The organism is Rhizobium sp. NFR03, assembly GCF_900111275.1.
Lineage (GTDB): Bacteria > Pseudomonadota > Alphaproteobacteria > Rhizobiales > Rhizobiaceae > Ferranicluibacter.
Genome location: NZ_FOGR01000001.1, coordinates 23585 through 48706 on the forward strand (window position 1 = coordinate 23585; position 25122 = coordinate 48706).

Below are 25122 nucleotides of genomic sequence, written 5' to 3' on the forward strand. Positions count from 1 at the left end.
AGGAATCGTTTCTGGATCCGCTCGAACTTTAGCCGGGCCATCCGCATCGGAGAACCGCGTGCGCGCATTGTTTCTGGGCTTTGCCCTGTTCACGTCCCTCTCGGCCGCTGGCGCAGCTATTGCCGAGCCCGTCCACGGCATTGCCATGCATGGGACGCCGGCCCTGCCCGCCGACTTCAAGAACTTCCCTTATGTCGATCCGCAGGTAAAGAAGGGCGGTCATATCTCTTATGGCGTCGTCGGGTCGTTCGATAATCTCAATCCGTTCATTCTGAAGAGCATGCGCACGACGGCACGCGGCATGCTCGATCCGGAATACGGCAATCTCATCTATGATTCCCTGATGACGCGTTCGCGCGACGAGGCATTTTCGCTCTACGGCCTGTTGGCGGAAACGGTGGAGTGGGATGAGGATCGCACCTTCATCCAGTTCAATCTCAATCCCAAGGCGCGCTGGTCCGATGGTCAGCCGGTGACGCCGGAGGATGTCATCTTCACGTTCGAGATCTTCCGCGATAAGGGCCGCGTGCCCTTTGCCTCAAGGCTCGACAAGGTGGCCAAGATGGAGAAAATCGGCGACCGCAGCGTCCGATTTACCTTCAATGAGAAGAGCGATCGCGAGTTCCCGCTCCTGATTGCAATGACGCCGATACTCCCGAAGCATGCGACCCCGGTCGAGACCTTCGACCAGACCACGTTGACCTTCCCGATCGGGTCCGGCCCCTACAAGGTCGCCTCCGTGACGCCGGGGGAGCGGATCGTCTACGAGCGCGATCCGAACTATTGGGCGAAGGACCTGCCGTCGAAGATCGGACAGGACAATTACGACCGTGTTTCCGTCGAGTATTTTCTTCAGGACAATTCGCTCTTCGAAGCCTTCAAGAAGGGCGAGATCGACATCTACCCCGAAGGCAGCCCCAATCGATGGGCGCGCAGCTATAATTTTCCGGCGGTCCAATCCGGTGAGGTCATCAAGGACACCTTTTCGCCGAAGACGCCATCGGGAATGCTGGGCTTCGTCTTCAACACCCGCCGGGCGATGTTCGCCAATCCGAAGCTGCGGCAGGGGCTCGCCCTCGTCTTCGACTTCGAGTGGGTCAACAAGAACCTTTACGATGGCGCCTACACGCGTACGCAGAGCTACTGGCAGAATTCCGTTCTCTCCTATCTCGGCCAGCCGGCCGACGATCGCGAACTGGGTTTCCTCGGCGACATTCGCAACCGCATTCTTCCCGGGGTGCTCGATGGAACGTACCGCCTGCCCGTCACCGATGCCTCCGGGCGCGACCGGAATGTGCTGCGCGAAGCGGTGACGCTGCTGCGCGAAGCCGGCTATACGATTCGCGACGGACAGATGAAGAATGCGGATGGTCAGCAGCTTGCCTTCGAGATCATGACGCAGAACGAGGGGCAGGAGAAGATGGCGCTCGCCTACCAGCGCTCCCTCGCCGCGCTTGGGATTCGGGCCGGCGTGCGCACGGTCGACGACGCTCAGTACCAGCAGCGCAGCCAGTCCTTCGACTACGACATCATCATCAAGTCCTTCCCCTCCTCGCTTTCGCCGGGCATCGAGCAGGTCGGTCGATGGTCGTCGCAATCGCGTGATCGGCAGGGCAGCGAAAATTTCGCCGGCGTCGCCGACAAGGACATCGATACTCTGATCAACAACATCCTCCAGGCACGCTCGCAGGAAGATTTCACAGCGGCCGTTCGCGCCCATGACAGGATGCTTGTCTCGAACTTCTATGTTGTGCCACTTTATCACGTGGCGTCGCAGTGGGTCGGTCGCCATAAGCGCATCGGCAGACCGAATACGGTGCCACTCTACGGGTACAGCCTGCCGACGTGGTGGGATGTCGACGCACAAAAGACCTCGGCACCTGTCCCGCAGCAGCCCGCCGTGCCTCAGGGTCAGCAAATCGAACAAGGGAAGTAACAACGATGGAACACGTCACCATCGACGTCGTCTCGGACGTCGTCTGCCCATGGTGCTATCTCGGCAAGGCAAGGCTGGACAAGGCCATCGCGGAACTGGCAAACGAAATCCTCGTTACAGTCACCTGGCGCCCCTATCAGCTCAATCCGGACCTGCCGCCGGAAGGCGTCGATCACAAGGCGCACCTTGCGGCAAAGCTTGGCGGAGAGGCAGCCGTTGCGCGGGCGCATGAGACCCTCGCCGCCCTCGGACGTGCCGATGGCATTGCATTCGACTTCGATGCCGTAAAGATCTCGCCGAACACGCTGGACGCGCACAGGCTTGTCCGCTGGGCGCAGGCAGAAGGCGCTGACATACAGGCAAACGTGGTATCCGGCCTGTTCCGGGCCAACTTCGAGGAAGGTCGCAATGTCGGCGACCGGGAGACCCTCATCGATATCGCCGAGGCCGGTGGCCTCGATCGTGCCGTTGTCACGGCGCTGCTCGCCTCCGACGCCGACGCAGCCGACGTAAAGACAGAGATCGACATGGCGCGCGATATGGGCGTTACCGGCGTGCCGTGCTTTATCATCGAGAGCAAGTATGCCGTGATGGGTGCGCAATCGGTCGATGCTCTGGTCAGCGCCCTGCGGGACATCGCCCAGATGAAGAATCAGGCCAACATCCATTAAAGTGTTCGTCCGGTCCTAGGTGGCCACTATCCGTGCCATCGTCGCGGCATCTCCGGCCGAGGCCTTCTCGATCGCCTCTCTTCGCTTGTCCTCATCCTTATCCTTCGACCCGACGGATGATCCGAAGTGGAAGGCGATTACGGTTGCGAACGCTGTCGAAAAAGCACCAAGGATGATGTTGAAGACCGTCGAGTTCGCGGCTGGAATCACCACGAAGGCAGTCATGTAGACGAGGACGATAAATCCGCCCGTGATGCCGAGCGAAAGAACCGGATTTACCCAGATGTGCTTCGCGTTCCTTGCTTGCAGTTCCAGGTAAAACCGGCGCGCTTGCTCAAGCTTTTCGAATTCGACGTCGAGACGTCGAAGTTTCTCGGCAACCTCGTCAGATGCCGAGGGACCCACCGGAATAGCAGGTGCCGAAGCAGCGCCGCTGACTTTCTCCATCAGGGCCGATACTTCGGTAACGACGCGCTTCTCAAGAGCAGGATCATTGGCGAGAACTGCTTCGGCATCTACCAACAAATCTTTTCCAGAGACTGTCTTGAGAACGCCGATGACATCCGCTTCGAGATTTCCCGAGAGATCATCCTTCAGCGCCTTCTCAAGATCCGGCACCATCCTCTTTGCAAGCACAAGCCAGTCATCCATTGCCAATCTCCCGCCTAACGAGTGACAATGTTGATCAACACCAATAGCGTGTCAATATGCTAATTCAGAAAAAACTCACATAAACGCCGTCACCCCTTCGCGATCCCCGCGAGCTGCGTCATCAGCATCGCGGCACCGGCCAGCCGCTTCTCGGGCGTCGGATAATCGCGCTGGAAGAAAATGCTCTGGTCCTGCCGAACCTTGGCAAGCGTTCCCTGTTTGGCGATATAGCCGACGAGACCCGCGGGGTTCGGGAAATCGCGATTTCGGAAATGGACGACGACGCCCTTCGGCCCGGCATCGAGCTTCTCGACATTCGCTGTCCGGCAGAGCGACTTGACGTAGACGATCTTCAAGAGGTGCTGCACCTCTATCGGCAAAGGCCCGAACCGGTCGATGAGCTCAGCGCCGAAAGCATCGATATCGGCAAGCTCGGTGATTTCCCCGAGCCTGCGGTAGAGCATCAGGCGGAGATGGAGGTCCGGCACGTATTCGTCCGGGATCATCACCGGCGTACCGACGGATATCTGTGGCGACCAGCCGGTGTCGGTGACGTCTTCATCACCCTTCAGCTCGGCCACGGCCTCCTCCAGCATCTGCTGGTAGAGTTCGAAGCCGACTTCCTTGATATGACCGGACTGCTCGTCGCCGAGCAGGTTGCCGGCGCCCCGAATGTCGAGGTCGTGGCTTGCCAGCTGGAAACCCGCGCCGAGCGTGTCGAGCGATTGCAGCACCTTGAGCCGCCGCTCGGCCGGGCCGGTCAGCGTCTTGTTGACCGGCAGCGTGAACAGGGCAAAGGCCCGCACCTTCGACCGCCCCACCCGCCCGCGCAGCTGGTAGAGCTGCGCCAGACCGAACATATCGGCCCGGTGCACGATCAGCGTGTTGGCGCGGGGAACGTCGAGACCGGACTCCACGATCGTGGTCGATAGAAGCACATCGTACCGCCCCTCGTAGAACGCGTTCATAATGTCCTCGAGTTCGGTCGCCGGCATCTGCCCGTGCGCGACGGCAACCTTCAGCTCCGGCACGTCGGACTGCAGGAAGGCCCGCACGTCATCGAGATCGGCCAGCCGTGGGCACACGTAGAAACTCTGGCCGCCACGGTAATGCTCGCGCATCAGGGTCTCACGGATCACCAGCGCGTCGAAGGGCGAGATGAACGTCCGCACGGCCATGCGATCGACCGGTGGCGTCGTGATCAGCGAGAGCTCGCGCACGCCTGTGAGCGCAAGCTGCAGCGTCCTCGGGATAGGGGTTGCCGAGAGCGTCAGCACATGCACGTCCGACTTCAGCTCCTTCAGCCGTTCCTTATGCTTCACGCCGAAATGCTGCTCTTCGTCGATGATCAGGAGGCCGAGATTGGCGAAGTTGATGGCGCTGCCGAGCAAGGCATGGGTGCCGACGACGATATCGGTCTTGCCCTCGGCAACCTCCTTTTTTGTCAGCGCCAGCTCCTTGGAGCCGACAAGACGCGAGGCCTGAGCGAGACGAATCGGCAGTCCGCGGAAACGCTCGGTGAAAGACTTGAAATGCTGCCGTGCCAGAAGCGTCGTGGGAACGACGACCGCGACCTGTACGCCATTCATCGCTGCGATGAAGGCGGCGCGCAGTGCAACTTCGGTCTTGCCGAAGCCCACATCGCCGCACACCAGCCGGTCCATCGGCCGGCCGGCGCCGAGATCGTCCCGTACGGCTTCGATCGAGGTCATCTGGTCCTCGGTCTCGTCATAGGGGAAGCGCGCGGCGAATTCGTCATAGATGCCTTCAGGCGTCGTCAGCACGGGTGCGCGCCGCGTCAGCCGCGCGGCGGCGATGCGGATGAGGCCACCGGCCATGTCCAGCAGCCGCTTCTTCAGCTTGGCCTTGCGCGCTTGCCACGCGACACCGCCCAGCTTGTCCAGAATGGCATCGCTACCCTCCGAGCCGTATCGGGAGAGAAGGTCGATGTTTTCGACGGGCAGATAAAGCTTGGCATCGTCGGCGTAGACGAGCTCCAGACAGGCATGTGGAGCTCCGGCGGCCTCAATGGTCCGCAGCCCGACGAAGCGCCCGATGCCGTGCTCGGCGTGAACGACGATCGAGCCCTCGTCCAGCCCGGCCACCTCTGCGATGAAGTCAGCTCCACGCTTGCGGCGCTTGGAGCGGCGCACCATCCGGTCGCCAAGAATATCCTGCTCGCCGATGACGACGAGATCGCCACTCTCGAAGCCGCTTTCGAGGCTGAGAACCGCAGCTGCCGCCTCCCCCGATTTCAGCTTGCCGACTTCACTGAACGCGGCGACCGGCTTTATGTTGGCGAGCCCGTGCTCCGCCAGCACCTGGAGCAGCCGGTCGAGCGATCCCTCGGACCAGCCGGTGACCAGCACCTTGGCACCCTTGGCGCGCTTGTCGGCGATGTACTTGACCGCCTGATCGAACACGTTGACGCGCTCGCCTTCCGGCGTGCTCTCGCTGGCATTCTTTGCCCAGCGCACACCGAGGCGCGCGTCGATGGTCACGACCTTGCGGCCTTCACCTTCCGGCTCGGCGAAAGGTGACAGGCGAATGGCATGACCACTGGCAAGCGCTGCGGAAAACTGATCCGCCGTCAGATAAAGCTGCTCCGGCGGCACCGGCTTGTAGGGTGTTCCCTGCGATGCCTGATGCTTCCCCACGCCCGATTCGCGGCGGGCGTCGTAGTAGTCGTGCACGAGCTTGGAGCGCTCGGCCGCCGCCTCCCGGACCACATGGTCCGTGACGATCCGAAAGCCCGGGAGGTAGTCGAACACGCTGTCGAGCGTGTCGTAGAACAGCGGCAGCCAATGCTCCATGCCGGCATAGCGCCGGCCTTCGGACACAGCCTGATAGAGTGCATCGTCACGCGTCGTCGCGCCGAACAGCGCGAGATATCGTGTGCGGAAATGACTTATCGTCTCCGGCGTCAGCGAAACCTCGCTCATCGGATTGAGGTCGAGCGACAGCGCCTGCCCCGTCGTTCGCTGGCTTGCGGGGTCAAAGGAGCGGATGCTTTCCAGCGTATCGCCGAAGAAGTCCAGTCGTACAGGCTCCGAGCTGCCGGGAACGAAGACATCGAGAATGCCCCCGCGCACGGCATATTCGCCGACCTCGCGCACGGTCGCCACGCGCTCGAACCCGTTGCGAGACAGAAGTCCGGCCACATCGTCCATGCGGATGTTCGCGCCCGGCCGGGCGGAGAAGGCAAGGCCCTCTATCACGTCCTTCGGCGCCATCTTCTGAAGCGCTGCGTTCACGGTCACGAGCACGATGGCCGGATGCGGCTTGCGCGCATGCGCGATCAGCGCGCTCAGCGCGGAGAGGCGCCGGGCAGACACATCGGCGCTCGGCGAGACGCGGTCGTAGGGGAGACAATCCCAGCCCGGCAGCGTGAGAACCGGAATATCGGGCGCTGCAAAGCCGAGCATCTGCTCGATGTCGGCGAGGCGCTGCCCGTCGGACAGAATGTAGGCGACCGGCCCCTCCGCACGCGCAATCTCGGCAAGAAGCAGCGGCTCGACACCGGCGGGCACCGGGCCGATGGTGATCTCGCGCGCGACACCCGCGATCTTCTTCTTGTCAAATCCGGCTATCATTCATGAGGTCCTGTGGCAGTCGGTCGCGTCTGCGGTTCGAAGTCCGGACGGTAGGCGGAGATGCGCGCGAAGAGCGGCGTGCGGAAATGGTCGGGCAAGTCGCGTTCGCCCAGGATCCATTTCACGAGATCATTGTCTTCCTCGGCCATGATGCGTTCGAGCTCGTCGAGATCGCTATCCGGCAGATCGGCAAGCTCGTTGTCGGCGAATTGCCCGAAGACAAGATCCATCTCGCGCAGGCCGCGATGCCACGCCCGGAAGAGGATCTTGCGGCGGCGCAGATCGAGATCGGCGCTGGTGCGGGTGATGCCTGTCATGGACTATCCCTCTTGCGGCGTATGAGCGGTGCCGTGACCGTCGTCGGGACGAGCGAAATTGAGCCTTGCTGCCACGGTCCCGCCGCTCCTATAAACGCTGCACAACGACTTGTCAGCCTTGCCAAAGTCCGTTTCGTCAAGTGAAGTTCCCCAATGCGCCCTGCCCTCCTCGATCCGCTTTTCGCCTCGCTCGATACGCTGCCCGGCGTTGGCCCCAAAGTCGGCGAGTTTCTCGCCCGGCTGTTCGGTCGTGAGAGCATCGAGGATTGCCGTGTGGTGGACCTGCTTTTCCACGCGCCGCACTCCATCGTTGACCGCCGCCACCAGCCGGGCGTGATGAACGCGCTCGCCGGCGCGATCGTGACCATCAAGGGCAGGATCGACCGGCATCAGCCGCCGCCGCCCGGGCGCTCGTCCATGCCCTACCGTGTCTTCCTGCAGGATGACACCGGCGAGCTGGCGCTGACCTTCTTCAAGGTCAAGGGCAACTGGCTGGAGAAGCAGCTGCCGATCGACGACGTCGTCATCGTCTCAGGGAAGGTCGACTGGTTCAACGGCCGCGCCTCCATGGTCCATCCCGACCTGATGGTGCGGGAGGAGGACGCGGAGAACATACCGCTGGTCGAGCCGGTCTATGGACTGACGGCAGGCCTCTCGCCGAAGACGCTGCGGCGCACCATCGAGGCGGCGCTGACACGCATACCGAACTTCCCAGAATGGCTGGACGAGGCTCTTCTGGAAAAGCAGGATTTTTTGCCGGCGCGTGATGCCTTCATTGCCCTGCACGAACCGCGTGACGCCACGGATATCGATCCGCGCGCACCGGCGCGGCGACGGCTGGCCTATGACGAGCTTCTGGCGGGGCAACTGTCCCTCTCACTTGTTCGCCAGCGCCTGCGCACCGTGCCGGGAACCCCGGTCAAGGCGACCGGGGCGCTGAGCGGCCCTGTCATATCGGCCCTGCCCTTCTCCCTGACCGGCAGCCAGACGGCAGCGGTCGCGGATATTCTCGGCGATATGGCACGCGAGGAGCGCATGCTTCGGCTCCTTCAGGGTGACGTCGGCTCGGGCAAGACGGCCGTCGCGCTCATGGCGATGCTGGCGGCCGTCGAGGCTGGCGGGCAAGCCGCGCTCATGGCGCCGACGGAAATTCTCGCCCGCCAGCATTTCACGACGCTCAGCCGGCTCGCCGGTCCCGCGGGCGTGCGTATCGACGTGCTCACGGGTCGTACCAAAAGTCGCGAGCGTGATGCCGTGCTCGAGCGGCTGGCCTCCGGCGAAACCGATATCGTCATCGGCACCCATGCGCTCTTCCAGGACACGGTCGCCTATCATCGCCTGCTGCTGGCTGTGGTCGATGAACAGCACCGCTTCGGCGTCCATCAGCGCCTTCGGCTGACGGCAAAGGGCGTGTCGCCGCACATGCTGGTCATGACCGCGACGCCAATTCCGCGCACGCTGGTGCTCGCCGCCTTCGGCGATATGGACGTGTCCAAGCTCACCGAGAAGCCTGCCGGCCGAAAGCCGATACAGACTGTAACGTTGCCGACCGAGCGGCTGGACGATATCGTCGAACGGCTGCGTGCGGCAATCGAGGAAGGCAAGAAGATCTACTGGATCTGCCCGCTCGTGGAAGAATCTGAACTGTCCGACCTCATGTCGGCAGATGAACGTTTCCAGATTCTCGTCGCCCGCCTCGGCCCCGTCGCCGGCCTCATTCACGGCCGAATGGCCGGCCCGGAGAAGGATGCCGCGATGCTTGCCTTCAAGAATGGCGAGACGCGCCTCCTCGTTGCGACCACCGTCGTGGAAGTCGGGGTGGATGTGCCGGATGCGACGATCATGGTCATCGAACACGCCGAGCGCTTCGGCCTTGCCCAGCTCCACCAGCTGCGCGGTCGTGTCGGGCGTGGGGATCAGGCTTCGAGCTGCATTCTGCTCTACAAGGGTCCTCTCAGCCAGACCGCCCATTCCCGCCTGTCGATCCTGCGCGACACGGAGGACGGCTTCGTGATTGCGGAGGAAGACCTGAAGCTTCGGGGTGAAGGCGAGCTGCTCGGGACGCGGCAATCCGGCACGCCCGGCTTCCGTATTGCAAGCCTCGAAGCCCATGCGGACCTCCTGGAGATCGCGCGTAAGGATGCAGCCTACGTGATCGAGCGCGATCCGGACCTCACCACGCCGCGCGGAGAAGCGTTGCGAACCCTGCTCTACCTGCACCGCCGCGACGAAGCGATCCGCTTCCTGCGAGCTGGATGAACGTCACGATTCAATGACGACCGGAACCGGCTCGGCAGCCTTGCGACCCTTGCGCGTCGTCGCCACCGGCCCGCCCTCGGGTGGTGTGACGAGACCGACCGAGATCACGAGCTTGGCGGCATCCTCCGCGCTCATGTCCAGCGGCACGATCTTCTCGCGCTGCACGAAAACGAGGAACCCGGCTGTCGGCACAGGTGTCGGCGGCATGAAGCAGGCCACCATGTCGCGACCCATCGCGTCGAATTTCGAGGCAATCTCGCCTTTGGCATCCGTCGAGATGAACACCAGCGACCAGAGCCCGGCGCTCGGATACTCGATCAGCGCCGCCTTGTTGAACGGCGTGCCCTGTTCCTTCAACACCGTCTCGAAGATCTGCTTCAGGCTCTTGTAAAGTCCGCGCACCAGCGGCGTGCGGTTAAGCACCTGTTCGCCGAGGTTGACGATGGACCGGCCGATCAGGTTCTTTCCGAGGAAGCCGATGATCGTGATCATGATCAGCGCGATGAGCAGGCCGAAGCCCGGCACGGCAAAATTCAGGTAACTGTCCGGGTTGTAGCGCGCCGGAATGTACGGTTTCACCCAGCTGTCGGCCCAGCGCACGAAGCTCCACGTCAACCAGAGCGTGATCGCGATCGGCGCGCAGATGACCAGGCCAGCGAGAAAGTTGTTTCGCAGGCGAGTGGCAAGGGAAATGCGCGTCGGAGCTTCGGTCATGATGATTCCATCGGCGCTCGGTTTGCAGCCGCAAACGAATGATATGGCGTTGCGGCCGGGCGGACAATGGCAAAAGCTGCACTGCAACCACGCATGCTGCGGCTGCGATGGCGCTACTCGACCGTCACGGACTTTGCGAGATTTCGCGGCTGGTCCACGTCCGTGCCCATGAACACGGCGGTGTGGTAGGCCAGAAGCTGGATCGGTAGCGAAAAGATCATCGGCGCGATCAGCTCGTCCACGTTCGGCAGCACGATCGTGCTCATGGTCTCCAACTTGGAAGCAGCCGCGCCCCGCTCGTCGGTGATGAAGATGATCCGGCCTCCGCGGGCCGCAACCTCCTGCATGTTCGAAATGGTCTTCTCGAAGAACCGGTCGTGCGGCGCGATCACGATCACCGGCATATTCTCATCGATCAGGGCGATCGGCCCATGCTTCAGCTCACCGGCTGCATAGCCCTCGGCGTGGATGTAGGAAATCTCCTTCAGCTTCAGCGCGCCTTCCATGGCGAGAGGAAAGCTGGTGCCTCGGCCGAGATAAAGGACGTCCCTGCACTTGGAGAGTTCCCGTGCGAGGCTTTCCATCTTGGGCTGGATAGCATTCAAAACCCGCGCCATGATCCGCGGCATTTCGGCAAGGTGGCGCACGAGAACGCGTTCTTCCTCGACCGAAATGGTGCCGCGCGCGCGCCCTGCACCGACGGCCAGCGCTGCAAGCACCGCCAGCTGGCAGGTGAAGGCTTTCGTCGAGGCAACACCGATTTCCGGACCCGCGAGAATCGGGAAGACGGCATCCGACGAGCGCGCGATGGTGGATTCGCGCGCGTTGACGACCGCGCCGATCGTCAGGCCGAGATCCTTGCAGTAGCGCAGCGATGCCAGCGTGTCCGCCGTCTCACCCGATTGCGAGATGAACAGCGCTGCTGCATCCGGCGAAAGCGGAATATCGCGATAGCGAAACTCGGAGGCGACATCGATCTCGACCGGCAGCCGCGCATAGCGCTCGAACCAGTATTTGCCGATCAGGCCGGCGAGATAGGCCGTGCCGCAAGCCGAAATGGCAAGGCTCGGTATCCGCGCGAAATCGATGGCCGAGGCGGCGGCGCTGACACGGTTCTCCGTGAAATCGACATAATGTCCGAGGGCATGCGAGATGACCTCCGGCTGCTCGTAGATTTCCTTCTCCATGAAATGCCGGTGGTTGCCCTTGTCCACCATGTAGGCGGCAGCAATGGACACCTGCCGCGGCCGCATCACGCGATTGCCGTCATGGTCCAGGATCTCGACGCCATCGGCCGTCAACACGGCCCAGTCACCATCGTTGAGATAGGTGATCTCGTTGGTAAAGGGCGCGAGCGCAATGGCATCCGAGCCGAGAAACATCTCGTTCTTGCCATAGCCGACGGCAAGCGGCGGACCGGAACGGGCAGCAAGGATGGTGCCAGGCGCATCGGCAAACAGGACTGCGAGGGCATAGGCACCGGTCACGGCCTTCAGCATCGCCTGCATGGCCTGCTTCGCATCGAGCCCATCCCGGCGAAGCTTGGCGAGAAGCTGCGCGACGACCTCGGTATCCGTCTGTGTCAAGAAAGTTGCGCCGTCAGCGATCAGCGCGTCCTTGATCTCGGAAAAGTTCTCGATGATCCCGTTGTGAACCACCGCAACCCCATCCGTGAAATGCGGATGGGCATTGTTTTCCGTCGGCGCGCCATGCGTTGCCCAGCGTGTATGCGCGATGCCGATCAGGCCGGGAAGCGGGTCGCCGGCGAGCTTCGTTTCGAGGTTGAAAAGCTTGCCTTCGGCACGACGACGGTCGAGCTGCCCGTCATGGATCGTTGCCACACCCGCCGAATCATACCCACGATACTCGAGCCGCTTGAGCGCATCGACCAGCCTCTCCGAAACGGGCCGTGTCCCGACGATGCCGACGATGCCGCACATGAACTTCTCCGATATAATTGCGCCCAGACATTGAGCCTGAAGCTGACTACTGTTTTTTGCGCAGGGAGCAACCGGCGTGCCGTCACTTTCGGTATCAGTCGGTAACGCCGCCTGGCGCTGCAGCCCATGTCAACCCTTGCCGCTCTTGCCGGCCTTCTCGGCGAGATACCGCTCGCGCAACAGTTTCGCGCGGCCGGGCTTTACCGTCTGCCGGGCACGGCCGAAAGCCGCTGCATCCGCCGGCACGTCATCCGTGATGACGCTGCCGGACGCGATCAGCGCACCGTCACCGATGGTCACAGGGGCGACCAGCGAGGAGTTCGATCCGATGAAGGACTTCGCGCCGATCCGTGTGATATGCTTGTTCACCCCATCATAATTGCAGGTGATCGTGCCTGCCCCGATATTGGCACCAGCGCCGACGAAAGCGTCGCCGATATAGGTCAGGTGGTTCACCTTCGCCCCCTCGCCGATTTCGGACTTCTTGACCTCGCAGAAATTGCCCACTTTGGCGCGCTCCCCGAGATGCGCCCCCGGCCGCAACCGGGCAAACGGGCCGACCGCAGCGCCAGCCGAAACATGCGCGCCTTCCAGATGCGAGAACGCGTGAATGACGGCGCCACGCTCCACCGTCACGCCGGGTCCAAAGACCACATTAGGTTCGACAAGCACGTCCTGGTCGAGTTTCGTGTCGTAAGACAGAAAAACGGTTTCCGGCGCGATCATCGACACCCCCGAAATCATCAGCGCATGACGCTGGCGCGCCTGCCAGGCAGCTTCGATGGCTGCCAGTTCCGCCCGGTTGTTGCAGCCCATCAGCTCGGTCTCGGGCGCTTCGATGGCGATCGTGCGGGCGCCTCCAGCGCGCGCCACCTCCACCACATCCGTCAGGTAATATTCGCCCTTGGCATTGTCGTTGCTGATCGCATCGAGAAATGCGAGCGCGCGTGCGCCATTCATCGCCATCAGTCCGCCATTGCAATAGGTGATCGCCCGCTCGACCTCCGAGGCGTCCTTCTCCTCGCGGATCGCAAGCAGCGTCCCGTCCTCGATGATCAGCCGGCCATATCCCGTCGGCCGATCGGTATGGAAGCCGATGACCACGACGTCGTCGCCAGCGGCCAGCCGCGCACGCGCTGCTTTCAAGGGCTCGGCGGTGATGAGCGGCGTATCCCCGAAAACGACGACAACATCGTCATAGCCGCGTGATATGGCCTCGCGGGCTGCGAGCACGGCATGTCCGGTGCCCAGCCGCTCCGTCTGAAGATGCGTCGTCAGGACTAGATCCTCACGAAGCGCGGCGGCAGCCACCGCATCCGCGTCACGGCCCACCACGAGAGCAGCCGCTTGGATGCCGGCGCCGGAGAGCGATTCCATGACATGGGCGATCATCGCGCGGCCGGCGACGGGATGAAGCACCTTGGACATCGAGGACTTCATCCGCGTGCTCTCTCCGGCGGCAAGGACCACGGCGAGGCAGGTACGGGCGTCGGTGCTGGCGGTGCTCATGGCGTATCTCCCGGTCTCGTCCAGCCAAGCCGCCAGACGTTTCTGAGCCTCATAGAGCAAAAGACATGGCTTTGCGAAGCGGATTTACGGATGCATCCGCGTCGGTGGCGAGAATTTGGCTTCCCGCGGCAAGCGCTCGGAACCGGTGTTAACGTAATGAAAAGACGACGATGCGATAAGCAGGACAGTTCGAAAACTCAGCCGTTTTGAGGCGTTCCATGGCATCCGTCGCGAATGAAGGACTCGCAGCGCCGGAGGGCCAACGCTACTGGTTGAAGCGCTCCGCGCCGTTGCTCGTGCTTAGCGTTATGCTGCTCGTGCTGCCCTTGGGGCTTCTTAAAACTCTCCATCAGCCGATGGGCGCGATGATGTGGGACCTCTACATCTATCTGGACGCCACCAATCGGATTTCGAGCGGTCAGATCCCCTCCATCGATTTCTTCGCGCCGGTGGGTGCTCTCGGTTACTACCTGTTTGCCGGTGCAAACTGGCTTTTTCCCAACGGGCATCCTCTCCTTTTATCGGCATGGTCGCTGCTGGTCGTGACTGCGCCCCTCATGGCCGTGGTTCTGATCGACGTCCAGCGCCGCTCCCCGGCGCTCGCCTTCGCGTTGCTCGCGCCGTTTCTCCTGTACGCCCTGCTGCCGTTCAACATCGGTAGCTTCTACCCCTACCCCGGCTCCGAGGGCTTCGGCATCTACAACCGTCAGGTCTGCCAGCTGCTCTATGTGCTCGCTGCAGCCCTCGTCTTCGTCAAGGACGGCCGACGACTCTGCGGCATCGTCGCGGCGTGCATGCTGGCGCTCTTCTTCATCAAGATCACCGGCATCGTCGCCGGGGCCCTGATGTGCATATCGGCGCTCGCCGCCGGACGGCTGAGCTTGAAACACTCAACGATCGCAGCAGGCATCTTCGCCACCTGTCTTTTCGTCCTGGAACTCGCGACGGGCTTGGTTTCTGCCTATATCGGCGATATCCTTGCCCTCCTCCAGCTGAACGACGAAACGCTTCTACCTCGGCTTCTGAAGTCTGCCTCGATGAATATCGGCGTCTCGCTGGCCACAGCGGGGCTGTGCATCGTGCTTGCCGTCACCGATCTCGTTCGTGTCCGCGAGCGCCTGCGCGGCGCAGCCTCCGCACCATCGGCAAAGTCGTTTTCCGCGATCGCGGATCTCCCAGTCGTCTGGATAACCATTTTCCTTCTTGCCGGCCTCTTCTTCGAAAGTCAGAATACCGGCAGCCAGCCCCTGATTTTTCTTTATCCGCTCGTGCTTGCTGCCGGCCTCGATCATTATCGCCGCCACGGCAATTCGGTGCGCTCCGGCGTGGTCGCCGTGCTCGCTCTCGCCGTCGTCATTCCCCCGGCTGTCACCATCGTCCAGAAGGCCACTCGCGCCTGGGTCGGCATGCTGGGAACAGTGCGTCTCGATCACCGCAACCTGAAGACACTGGGCGCCTTTGCCATCCGGCCAAGCTTTGCAGAGCGTGCGAAGCTCATGGAAGCGATGTTCGTCGAGAACCGGAAAGCCTTCGATGAACTGGCGCTTGCGGGAGAACCCTTCTCCGTCCTTCTGTTCAGCGATTTCGACTTTCAGTGGGCCTGGCTCGAAAACGCAGATCGTGCGGTGTCCGCGATACTAGCCTTCGAATCACTTGAGAACGTTCGGTTTGACACGGTCATGTCGATCGATTTCGTCAATCCGTTCCCTTGGCTGATGGATCGAAAGGCGCCACGCCACATTGCTATCGGCGCAGACCCGACAAGGGCCGTCCCGCCTCCGGGCAATGCGGAAAACGACGCCATACGGACGGTGGATCTTGCGCTGATGCCGACCTGCCCCGCCACGCCGACGCAGACGGACCTGCTCGCGCTCTATGCTCCGGCCCTTCTCCCCACCCATACCCGCGTGACGCTGACGCCATGCTACGACGCATTTGTTCGCAATGGCCTGATGCCCCCGTCATCAGGATCGCAGCGGCCATAAGACGGCCTTTGCAATTTCTCCTTAAATTGATTCCGATTTCGAAATTTATGCAGTAAGGAACGACACGGTTTGCCACGGGGCAAACGCGTGTTTTGTCGGTTGAGGTGCGCAGTCTTATGTTGGAAATGCTGAGGAGAGGCGCCCAGACCTGGGTCGTCAAAGGCCTGTTGATCGTTCTCGTGGCTTCGTTCGCAGTCTGGGGCGTCTCGTCTTCCATCGCGCCGAGCGCTTCGACGGCCGTTGTCACCGTCGGCGATATCGAGGTATCTCCGGCAGACTTCCGTCTTGCCTATGAACGACAGCTTTCCCAGCTTTCCCGCCAGTTCGGGACGCGCCTGTCGCGTGATCAGGCCCGCGCCTTCGGGGTCGAGGCGCAGGTCTACTCGCAGCTTGTGGCGGGCGCGACGCTCGATCAGCTCTCGAGGGACATGAACCTCGGCCTGTCGCAGGATCGCCTTGCCACCCTGATCAGCCAGGATCCGGCCTTCCGCGCCGTGAACGGCCAGTTCGATCGAACCGTCTTCTCCAGCGTCCTGCGCAATGCCGGTTTACGCGAAGTCGATTACATCACGAATCGCAGTCAGGTCGCGGTTCGCTCGCAGATCGTCGAGGCACTGTCGGATGGCTTCAAGGCGCCGACCGTGCTGACCGAAGCGCTGAAGACCTACCAGAACGAGACGCGTTCAGTCGATTACCTGCTTCTCTCGAACGCGAATGTGGATCCGATCAAGGCACCGGCGGATGATGTGCTTGCGCCATGGTTCGAGGAACACAAGGCCGAATATCGCGCGCTGGAGTTCCGCAAGATCTCCTACGTGAAGCTCGAGCCGACCGATATCGCCAACCCGGCGTCCGTGACCGAAGACGAACTGCGCGCCGATTACGAGAAGCGCAAGGCCACCTTTAGCACGCCGGAAACCCGCACGATCGAGCAGCTGACCTTCGCGAGCCGCACGGACGCCGATGCTGCTGCCGCAAAACTTGCCGCAGGCACGACCTTCGATGCACTTGTCTCCGAACAGGGCAAGACCTCCGCCGATGTCCTGCTAGGTGACTTCACCCGCGAACGCGTGCCGGATGCAAAGCTTGGCGATGTTGCTTTTGCTGTGGCCAGCGATGGCGGTATCACGCCTGTCGTCGATGGCGCCTTCGGCCCGGTCATTCTGCGCGTCACCAATATTCGTCCCGCAACCACGCGGTCCTTCGACGAGGTGAAGGAAGAACTCCGCCAGGAGGTCGCTCTTGCCAATGCGAGCAATGAAATCACAGCGATCCATGACAAGTTCGAAGATGCCCGCATTTCCGGGGCAACCCTTCAGGATGCGGCGACGGAAAGCAACCTGAAGGCTGTCTCCATCCCCGCCGTCGATGCACGCGGCAACGATGCGCAGGGCGAACGGATCGCCGATCTCCCTCAGCCGCAGGAATTGCTCGCCGAGGTTTTCAAGGCCGAACCGGGCAGTGACACCCTGCCGATCAATCTCGGCCGCGACGGCTATGTCTGGTTCGAGGTCGAGGACGTCATGCCCGCCCGCGACCGCACGCTGGACGAATCGCGCGAAAAGGTCGTCGCCGACTGGACGGCCGAGCAGCAACGCGCCGAGCTGGCCAAGCGCGCCGCGGACCTGAAGGCACGTGTGGAAAAGGGCGAAACTCTTCAGACGATTGCGACGGAACTGGGCATCGCCGTCGAGACGAAGACAGGTCTCCGCCGCACGGCACAGGATGCCGCGCTCTCCCCCGCTGCCGTAACGGCTGCCTTCAGCGGACCGAACGGCCTCGTGACGAACGCGCCCGGCACCGATGGCGAAGGACAGATCCTGCTCAAGGTGACGGCCGTCGAGAATGCTGCAGGCGATGCGCTGGATCAGGACAGCCGGCAGGTCGATGCCATCGCCCAGGCAAGCGGCGACGACATCCTCGACCAGATGGTGACCGAGTTGCAGACCCGCTACGGCGTTTCGATCAACCAGCAGGTGGCCGAAACGGCGCTGGCACAGCAGTAGGCGGACGGTATCGTATGGCGGACCTTAAACCCTTCATCGCCAAGGCGGCGCTCGGTCAGTCTCTCGACCGGGAGGACGCGCGGGCCGCCTTCGAGATCATCATGTCGGGCGCCGCGACACAATCGCAGATCGGCGGCTTCCTCATGGCGCTGCGGGTGCGCGGCGAAACGGTCGATGAAATCGTTGGTGCTGTCGGCGCCATGCGCGCGCGCATGCTCACGGTCGACGCGCCGCCCGAAGCGATCGATATCGTCGGAACCGGGGGCGATGGTGCCGGCACCTACAATATTTCGACGCTCGCCTCCCTGATCGTCGCCGGCGCGGGCGTCCCCGTCGCCAAGCACGGCAACCGCGCGCTCAGCTCGAAATCCGGCACGGCCGACGCGCTCTCCTGCCTCGGCGTCAAGCTCGATATCGGGCCGGACGCCATCGCCCGCTGCATTCGCGAAGCCGGCGTCGGCTTCATGTTCGCCCAGCAACACCATTCGGCGATGCGCCATGTCGGCCCCACCCGGGTCGAACTGGGCACCCGCACCATCTTCAATCTTCTCGGGCCGCTCTCCAATCCTGCGGGTGTCGGCCGCCAGCTGGTCGGCGTATTTTCGCCGCAATGGGTGGTTCCCGTCGCCGAAGTCCTGCGCGACCTCGGCTCGGTCAGTGTCTGGGTCGTCCATGGCGAAGGCCTCGACGAGATCACCACGACCGGCACGACACACGTTGCCGCGATCGAGAACGGCGCCATTCGCACCTTCGACCTGACGCCGGCTGATTTCGGTCTGCCGACGGTCGATCTCTCCGTCCTCAAGGGTGGCGATGGCGCATATAACGCAAAGGCGTTGAGCGGCGTCCTCGACGGCGATGTGACGCCCTATCGCGATATTTCCCTTGCCAATGCCGCTGCCGCCCTGGTCATTTCCGGCCGTGCAGGCTCGTTGATGGATGGCATGGCGATGGCACGCGACGCCCTGGAAACGGGCGCGGCCCGCGCCGCGCTCGAAGCGCTGATACGTGTATCGAATGCAGAGGAGGCCTGACATGAGCGACATTCTTCACCGCATCGAACTCTACAAGCGCGAGGAAATCGCCGCCGCGAAGACGCGTGTCTCGCTGGACGATCTCAAGGCCATGACTGCCGGCCAGGAAGCTCCGCGAGGATTCCTGAAGGCACTGGAGGCCAAGCGTGGGGCGAGCAAATATGGTCTCATCGCCGAGATCAAGAAGGCGTCTCCCAGCAAAGGCCTGATCCGCCCCGACTTCGATCCGCCGGCACTTGCAAAGGCGTACGAACGCGGCGGAGCAGCCTGCCTTTCGGTGTTGACGGATGGACCGAGCTTTCAGGGTGCGCCGGAATTTCTGACCGCTGCACGCGCGGCCTGCGGTCTTCCCGCACTGCGCAAGGATTTCATGTTCGAGACCTATCAGGTGCATGAGGCCCGAGCCTGGGGTGCCGATTGCATTTTACTCATCATGGCCTCGCTCACCGACGACGATGCGCGCCGGCTGGAAGACTGCGCATTCGAGCTTGGCATGGACGTCCTGGTCGAGGTGCACGACGAGCCAGAAACGGAGCGCGCGCTTCGCCTGTCGTCCCCCCTCCTTGGCATCAACAACCGCAACCTGAAAACCTTCGAGGTTGATCTCGCAGTGTCCGAGCGTCTTGCGCCGATGGTGCCGGACGATCGGCACCTCGTCGGCGAGAGCGGCATCTTTACCCCGGCCGACTGCGCCCGCCTGAAAACTGCCGGCATTGGCACGTTCCTCGTCGGCGAGAGCCTGATGCGGCAGGAGGATGTAGCGGCTGCTACCCGGCTCCTGCTCTCAGAGGCCGCCGCAACACAGGCAGCCGAGTGATGACGAACACGCCGCTGACCCATCTCGGTGAAACGGGCGAAGCCAGCATGGTCGATGTCGGCGACAAGGGTGAGACGGTCCGGATCGCCGTTGCCGAAGGCTATGTTCGCATGCAACCGGAAACATTGCGCCTCATCCTCGCTGGCGACGCAAAAAAGGGCGACGTCATCGGCACGGCCCGCCTCGCAGGCATCATGGCAGCCAAGCAGACGGCCAACCTCATCCCCCTCTGCCACCCTCTGATGTTGACCAAGGTTTCCGTCGATATCGTACCCGACGACACTCTTCCCGGCCTTCGTATCGAGACACTGGCCAAGCTCAACGGCCGCACCGGCGTCGAAATGGAGGCGCTGACAGCCGCAAGCGTCGCCTGCCTGACGATCTACGACATGGCGAAAGCCATCGATCGCGAGATGGAAATCGGCGGCATCCGCCTCCTGAAGAAGTCGGGCGGACGCTCCGGCGATTATGTGCGTGGCAGCACGAGCCGCGAGAGCGAACAGCCATGAGCCTGCTTCCCGTTGAGGATGCGCTGGCGCGCCTGCTGACTGCCGCCCGCGCTGTGACGGAGACGGAAGAGGTCGCTATCGGCGAAGCCCACGGGCGGGTCCTGGCCCGGAACGTTGCATCCCGCCTCACCCAACCGCCCTTCGACTCGTCTGCCATGGACGGCTATGCGTTACGCGCCGAGGATATCGCCGAGATCGGCGCCATTGTCACCGTCATCGGTGAATCCGCGGCGGGAAACCGCTTTGCCGGGACAGTTCTTCCCGGACAGGCAGTGCGCATCTTCACCGGTGCTCCTGTGCCGAACGGCGCCGATACGGTGCTAATCCAGGAAGATGCCGAGCGGCTTGACGATCATCGCATACAGACGCGCTTCGTGCCCGCACGGGGTCGTCATATTCGCCCACGCGGCCAGGATTTCCGTGAAGGCGATGTCGTCCTTCATAGCGGAGAGCAGCTCGATGCTGGTCGTCTCACGGTGGCTGCAGGTATGAACCACGCCCGTCTACACGTCTTCCGGCGTGTCCGTGTCGCTATTCTCGCGACAGGGGACGAACTTCTGCCGCCCGGGAGCGACCTGGGGCCCGACCAGATCGTCGCCTCGAACACCTTCGGCATCGCCGCCATCGCGCGGGAAAGCGGCGCCGAGATTATCGACCTCGGCATCGCACCCGACAGCAGATCGAGCATAGAGGAACAGCTGGCGGCTGCACAGGCGGCGGACGCCGATATCCTCGTCACACTCGGCGGTGCATCTGTCGGCGACCACGACCTCGTGCAATCGACCTTGGTCGGCGCCGGTATGGAGCTTGATTTCTGGCGCATCGCCATGCGCCCGGGCAAGCCGCTGATGGTCGGCCGCCTCGGCGACATGCAGGTGCTCGGCCTTCCCGGAAACCCCGTGTCGAGCCTCGTTTGCGGGTTCCTGTTCCTTGAGCCCCTCATCCGCACCCTCGGCCATCTCAAAGCGCGCAACCGCCTTGCGGCTGCCACGTCGGCCCGGCCCCTCGCCGCCAACGACAAGCGGCAGGATTACATCCGCGCGACGCTCGCTCGCTCGGCCGATGGCAGCCTTTCGGCAACAGCCTTCGAGCGGCAGGATTCCTCGATGATGCAAACGTTTGCCCAGTCGGACGCTTTGATCGTCAGGGCGCCGGGCGCACCGGCTGCAGACGCGGGATCGGCCTGCACCGTCTTGCTGCTACGCGACCTCTAGAGTTCATTGGGATCGTACAGCGATTCGTTTTGGCGACCTTTCCAAAACGGCCCGCAACCCTATCTCATCTGCTGGTAAGTATCGGTAACGAAGGGGATATCAGCATGAACCGAAACGGACTCTACGCTCTCTTGGGCGCACTGGTTGTTCTCGTCATCGTCATGGGCGTTTACATCTACGACCGCGAGAAGGAACCGCAGGGCGTCGAACTCAAGATCGGCGAGAATGGCATTTCGGTTCAGGAAAACTGAAGCGCGTAAGGCCGACGCAAGGCCTGCACGTTAAATCTTCATTAACCATTCCAGCAGATACTCAGGGTCAGGTGATCTGACTACGGATGAACTAGCAGGTTACAGGAACTCTGAGAACGAAAGGTCGGGCAACCCCCGGCCTTTTTGTTTGTCTCGAATGTACCGGTTAGTCGCGCCTCACTTTTCCGACGGAGCGACGTCGAGTTTCGACACCAGGATCTTGTCGATCCGGCGGCTATCCATATCCACGACTTCGAATCTGTATCCGAACGCCTCGGCAACATCCCCCTCCTCAGGAGATTTACGTAACTCCTGCACGAGGAAGCCAGCGATGGTCTCGTAGCTGCCATCCGAATCGATTTCATCAATGCCGATCGTCAGGTGAATTTCGTCGATCGGTGTACGACCGTCCACGAGATAAGACCCGTCTTCGCGGAGGCGAATCAGCGCATGCTCGATATCGTCGTAGTTCGACGGGAGCACGCCGACGATTGCCTCAAGAATATCGGCGATCGTGATGATGCCTTCGATGCTGCCATATTCGTCGACGATCATCGCCATGTTGATGCGCGAGGATTTGAAAGCTTCCAGCGCCTTCAGGCAAGACGCCGTCTCCGGCAGCGCATGAAGTTCCTTGACGAAGGCGCGAATGTCGAACGCCCCACGCGCTCCGACGTTCAAGACCTCCTTCACGAGCACGGCGCCGAGGATCTCGCCCGTGGCAGGGTCCATGACCGGATAACGGGAATGCGAGGTCTGCTCGATCTTCGCGCGCACAGCCTCCAGCGTGTCATTCGCATCGATGAAACTCACCTCGGTCCGGTGCGTCATGATGGATTTGACGTTGCGATCTCCCAGCCGGATGATGCGGCGCAACATTTCATGTTCGGATTTCTCGATGGCGCCGCTTTCGACACCTTCCGCCATGATCGCCTGAACCTCCTCTTCCGTCACCGCGTCCTTGTTGCTGGTCACGCCGAAGACGCGCATGAAGACTTTCGCCGAGCCTTCGAACAGATAGACGACCGGCGATACCACCTTCGACAGGATCGACATCGGCCGCGCCACGAACATGGCGATGCCTTCGGAATTGCGGAGCGCCAGCTGTTTCGGAATAAGCTCGCCGATGACGACCGAGAGATAGGTGATCAGGGTGACGACGGCAGCGACCGAAACGGTACTGCCATAGGGGTTGATCCAGCTGATATCGTTCAGGATCGGAGCCAGCTTGTCAGCGATCGTCGCGCCGCCGTACGCGCCGGCCAGTGTACCGACGAGCGTGATGCCGACCTGTACCGTCGAGAGGAACTTGCCCGGATCTTCCGCCAGGTTCAGCGCCATCTCCGCACGGACGTTTCCTTGCCGGGCCATTTGCCGCAGCATCGGCCGGCTGACGGAAACGAGGGCCATTTCCGACATGGCGAAGAAGGCATTGATCAGAAGAAGAACGAAAATGACGAGCAGTTCGGACATGGATCCTCGAAAACCGATGCTCGACACCCTGCAGGTTTGAGGGTTTACGAGTTCATCGTTTTCATGAAATAGGCGGAACCGCGCAATGCAGCAAGGCGGTACGGGGCAAGTTTTACCATTCTTGCGGCCGCAGTGCGCTGAATGTCAGCCCGCAACCGTTTCGGGAACGTCGTCCATGGCCACGCGAACACGGGCGCGACCGACGCGGATGACGACTTCCATCGCCGCGCGGGCCCCTGCCTCATCCCGTCTGCTGATCTGTTCCACGATGCGGATATGGTTGCGCGAGACGTCTTCGATGCCCTCGCGGTCGGCCGCAGGCGAACTGAGCTTGAAGATGCCGACCAGTGCTGCCTCGATCAGGCTGCCGACGCTGCGCATGAACGGATTGGCGGATGCTTCGGCAACGGCAAGGTGAAAACGAAGATCCGCGACAGCCAGCGATTCGGGTGTATGCGCGGGATCGCCCATGGCCACGGCAAGCCGCATCATGTGGCTGATCTCGGCTTCGGTCGCATGAATCGCGGCAAGCGCTGCGGCATGCGGTTCAAAAGCCATGCGAACCTCGCTGATATGCGTCAGGAAGTCCTCGTCGATGCCGTTGTGGAAGTGCCAGGTAAGGATGTCGCTGTCGAACAGGTTCCACTGGTTACGCGCTGTTACCCGCGTTCCGATGCGCGCCCTCGGCACGATCAATCCCTTGGCAGCCAGTGTCTTCATGGCTTCGCGCAGCACGGTGCGGGATACCTTGAAGCGCATGGCCAGTTCCTGATCGCCTGGCAGGATCGTGCCAACGGGGAATTCACCGGAAATAATCGCCCGGCCGAGCACATCCACAACCTGCGAATGGCTCGTGCGCGTATCGACGCCGGTAATCAGCGTCTCCAGCGGACCCTTCTTCATGCTTCCCCCTCGTAGGACTCAATACACATTCCGTCGCCACGTTCCTCCCGGACGACGTAAAAATCATATCATATGATAATATGAGTGTCTTGGAGGGAGAGGGTAGAATTTCCATTTCATCCGAGAATGAAATGGAATTCGAACGCAATAATGGAAATCGGTCGTTGCCGGGAGGCAAAATGATAAGCAGGGCAGCTTTCGCAGCCCTGCTTGGAAGATTTGTAGAGAGACAGTCTTACGGCGAACCCTCAGCCGAGCTTACTGCGGCAGCTTGTCATCGACGCCGTCAACGTAGAAGTTCAGGCCAAGGAGAACCTTGTCTTCCGCGGTCTCGCCAGCTTTGAGCCACTCGCTGCCATCCTGCTTCTTCAGCGGGCCTGTGAAAGGCTTCAGCTCGCCCGATTCGATCTTCGCCTGTGTCGCTTCGGCCATGGCCTTCACATCGTCGGGCATGTTCGTGTAGGGCGCCATCGTGAGGATGCCGTCCTTCAGGCCATCCCAGCTGGAAGCGGTTTCCCACTTGCCATCGAGGAAGGCCTGCGTGCGCTTGATGTAGTAGGCGCCCCAGGTGTCCACGATCGCCGTCATCTGCGTCTTCGGGCCGGCTGCAATCATGTCTGAGGCTTGGCCGAATGCCTTGATGCCGCGTTCGGCTGCAACCTGCATCGGCGCGGTGGTGTCGGTGTGCTGCGTCAGCACGTCGACGCCCTGGTCGATGAGCGCCTTGGCCGCGTCGGCTTCCTTGCCCGGATCGAACCATGTGTTCGCCCAGACGACCTTGATCTTGAAGTCCGGATTGACGGAACGCGCGCCGATCAGGAAGGCGTTGATACCCATCACGACTTCCGGGATCGGGAAGGAGGCGATGTAGCCCGCCACGCCCTTTTTCGACATCTTCGCCGCGATCTGCCCCTGGATGTAGCGGCCTTCGTAGAAGCGGCTGTTATAGGTTGCAACGTTCGGCGCAGTCTTGTAGCCGGTCGCGTGCTCGTACATGACCTTCGGGAATTTGGCGGCGACCTTCACCGTCGCATCCATGAAGCCGAACGACGTCGTGTAGATCAGGCCGCAGCCAGAGCGCGACAGGCGTTCGATGGCGCGTTCCGCATCCGGGCCTTCCGGCACGTTTTCGAGAAACTGCGTCTCGATCTTGTCGCCAAGCGCTTTTTCGAGATCCTGCCGACCGATGTCGTGAGCCTGCGTCCAGCCGCCGTCCGATTTGGAGCCGACATAGACGAAGCAGATCTTTGCCTTCTCCTGGGCGCTTGCCGAAGCGGCAAACCCGATAGCCGCCGTCGTGGCGACGAGAGCGAGGATAAGTTTCTTCATTTTGAACCTCT

General features: G+C 62.0%; 18 protein-coding genes and 1 pseudogene. 10 read left to right on the forward strand and 9 right to left on the reverse strand.

The window, feature by feature from the left end:
* Nucleotides 1-67 precede the first annotated feature (67 nt).
* Together BSG19_RS00120 and BSG19_RS00125 are read left to right on the forward strand one after the other, a co-directional pair.
* Nucleotides 68-1867 (forward strand): annotated as a pseudogene (locus tag BSG19_RS00120) (extracellular solute-binding protein); the annotation flags it as partial.
* A gap of 74 nt (nucleotides 1868-1941) precedes the next feature.
* Nucleotides 1942-2607, forward strand: a complete 666-nt coding sequence (locus BSG19_RS00125) for a DsbA family oxidoreductase (RefSeq protein ID WP_092983743.1) — start codon at nucleotides 1942-1944, stop codon at nucleotides 2605-2607.
* A 15-nt stretch (nucleotides 2608-2622) separates the two neighbouring features.
* Here the strand turns inward: BSG19_RS00125 and BSG19_RS00130 are convergent, their stop codons facing one another.
* From BSG19_RS00130 to BSG19_RS00140, 3 genes are all read right to left on the reverse strand, one after another.
* Nucleotides 2623-3228, reverse strand: coding sequence for a hypothetical protein (locus BSG19_RS00130; RefSeq protein ID WP_139274700.1), 606 nt, complete (start codon nucleotides 3226-3228; stop codon nucleotides 2623-2625).
* Between the two features lie 119 nt (nucleotides 3229-3347).
* Entirely contained in the window at nucleotides 3348-6851 is a 3504-nt protein-coding gene (gene mfd / locus BSG19_RS00135; RefSeq protein WP_092983747.1) for a transcription-repair coupling factor, read from the reverse strand.
* Nucleotides 6848-7168: an FAD assembly factor SdhE gene (locus tag BSG19_RS00140; RefSeq protein WP_092983749.1), complete on the reverse strand. Its 321-nt coding sequence runs from the start codon at nucleotides 7166-7168 to the stop codon at nucleotides 6848-6850. The genes mfd and BSG19_RS00140 overlap by 4 nt, the downstream gene beginning before the upstream one ends.
* A 153-nt stretch (nucleotides 7169-7321) precedes the next feature.
* Between BSG19_RS00140 and recG the strand changes: the two genes are divergently transcribed.
* On the forward strand, nucleotides 7322-9427 hold the full coding sequence (recG, locus tag BSG19_RS00145; protein ID WP_092983751.1) for an ATP-dependent DNA helicase RecG: 2106 nt from the start codon (nucleotides 7322-7324) through the stop codon (nucleotides 9425-9427).
* A gap of 3 nt (nucleotides 9428-9430) precedes the next feature.
* On the opposite strand, the gene BSG19_RS00150 is transcribed toward recG, so the two are convergent.
* From BSG19_RS00150 to glmU, 3 genes are all read right to left on the reverse strand, one after another.
* Complete coding sequence (locus BSG19_RS00150; protein ID WP_092983753.1) at nucleotides 9431-10141, reverse strand: DUF502 domain-containing protein; 711 nt, start codon at nucleotides 10139-10141, stop codon at nucleotides 9431-9433.
* A gap of 113 nt (nucleotides 10142-10254) precedes the next feature.
* The gene (glmS, locus tag BSG19_RS00155) at nucleotides 10255-12081 is read right to left on the reverse strand and encodes a glutamine--fructose-6-phosphate transaminase (isomerizing) (RefSeq protein ID WP_092983755.1); all 1827 of its coding nucleotides are present in this window, start codon (nucleotides 12079-12081) and stop codon (nucleotides 10255-10257) included.
* 129 nt (nucleotides 12082-12210) lie between these two features.
* On the reverse strand, nucleotides 12211-13590 hold the full coding sequence (gene glmU / locus BSG19_RS00160) for a bifunctional UDP-N-acetylglucosamine diphosphorylase/glucosamine-1-phosphate N-acetyltransferase GlmU (protein WP_092983757.1): 1380 nt from the start codon (nucleotides 13588-13590) through the stop codon (nucleotides 12211-12213).
* Between the two features lie 218 nt (nucleotides 13591-13808).
* On the opposite strand from glmU, the gene BSG19_RS00165 reads away from it, so the two are divergent.
* The 7 genes from BSG19_RS00165 (at nucleotide 13809) to BSG19_RS25915 (ending at nucleotide 21406) form a co-directional block, all read left to right on the forward strand.
* The gene (locus tag BSG19_RS00165; protein ID WP_244529041.1) at nucleotides 13809-15575 is read left to right on the forward strand and encodes a hypothetical protein; all 1767 of its coding nucleotides are present in this window, start codon (nucleotides 13809-13811) and stop codon (nucleotides 15573-15575) included.
* Nucleotides 15576-15691: 116 nt separating this feature from the next.
* On the forward strand, nucleotides 15692-17581 hold the full coding sequence (locus tag BSG19_RS00170) for a peptidylprolyl isomerase (protein WP_092983759.1): 1890 nt from the start codon (nucleotides 15692-15694) through the stop codon (nucleotides 17579-17581).
* 14 nt (nucleotides 17582-17595) lie between these two features.
* The gene (trpD, locus tag BSG19_RS00175; protein ID WP_092983761.1) at nucleotides 17596-18615 is read left to right on the forward strand and encodes an anthranilate phosphoribosyltransferase; all 1020 of its coding nucleotides are present in this window, start codon (nucleotides 17596-17598) and stop codon (nucleotides 18613-18615) included.
* A 1-nt stretch (nucleotide 18616) separates the two neighbouring features.
* Nucleotides 18617-19432 (forward strand): indole-3-glycerol phosphate synthase TrpC, encoded by an 816-nt coding sequence (gene trpC / locus BSG19_RS00180; RefSeq protein WP_092983763.1) that lies wholly within the window; start codon nucleotides 18617-18619, stop codon nucleotides 19430-19432.
* Nucleotides 19432-19941, forward strand: coding sequence for a cyclic pyranopterin monophosphate synthase MoaC (gene moaC / locus BSG19_RS00185; protein WP_092983765.1), 510 nt, complete (start codon nucleotides 19432-19434; stop codon nucleotides 19939-19941). Before trpC ends, moaC begins: the two co-directional genes overlap by 1 nt.
* The gene (gene glp / locus BSG19_RS00190; protein WP_092983767.1) at nucleotides 19938-21155 is read left to right on the forward strand and encodes a molybdopterin molybdotransferase MoeA; all 1218 of its coding nucleotides are present in this window, start codon (nucleotides 19938-19940) and stop codon (nucleotides 21153-21155) included. Before moaC ends, glp begins: the two co-directional genes overlap by 4 nt.
* 104 nt (nucleotides 21156-21259) lie before the next feature.
* Nucleotides 21260-21406 (forward strand): hypothetical protein, encoded by a 147-nt coding sequence (locus BSG19_RS25915; RefSeq protein WP_092983769.1) that lies wholly within the window; start codon nucleotides 21260-21262, stop codon nucleotides 21404-21406.
* Between the two features lie 177 nt (nucleotides 21407-21583).
* Here the strand turns inward: BSG19_RS25915 and BSG19_RS00200 are convergent, their stop codons facing one another.
* From BSG19_RS00200 to BSG19_RS00210, 3 genes are all read right to left on the reverse strand, one after another.
* Nucleotides 21584-22879 carry a hemolysin family protein gene (locus BSG19_RS00200; RefSeq protein ID WP_092983771.1) on the reverse strand — a complete coding sequence of 432 codons (1296 nt, stop codon included), beginning with the start codon at nucleotides 22877-22879 and terminating at the stop codon, nucleotides 21584-21586.
* Between the two features lie 144 nt (nucleotides 22880-23023).
* Entirely contained in the window at nucleotides 23024-23782 is a 759-nt protein-coding gene (locus BSG19_RS00205) for a FadR/GntR family transcriptional regulator (protein ID WP_092983773.1), read from the reverse strand.
* Between the two features lie 258 nt (nucleotides 23783-24040).
* Nucleotides 24041-25111: a BMP family ABC transporter substrate-binding protein gene (locus BSG19_RS00210; protein WP_092983775.1), complete on the reverse strand. Its 1071-nt coding sequence runs from the start codon at nucleotides 25109-25111 to the stop codon at nucleotides 24041-24043.
* Between the last annotated feature and the right edge of the window lie 11 nt (nucleotides 25112-25122).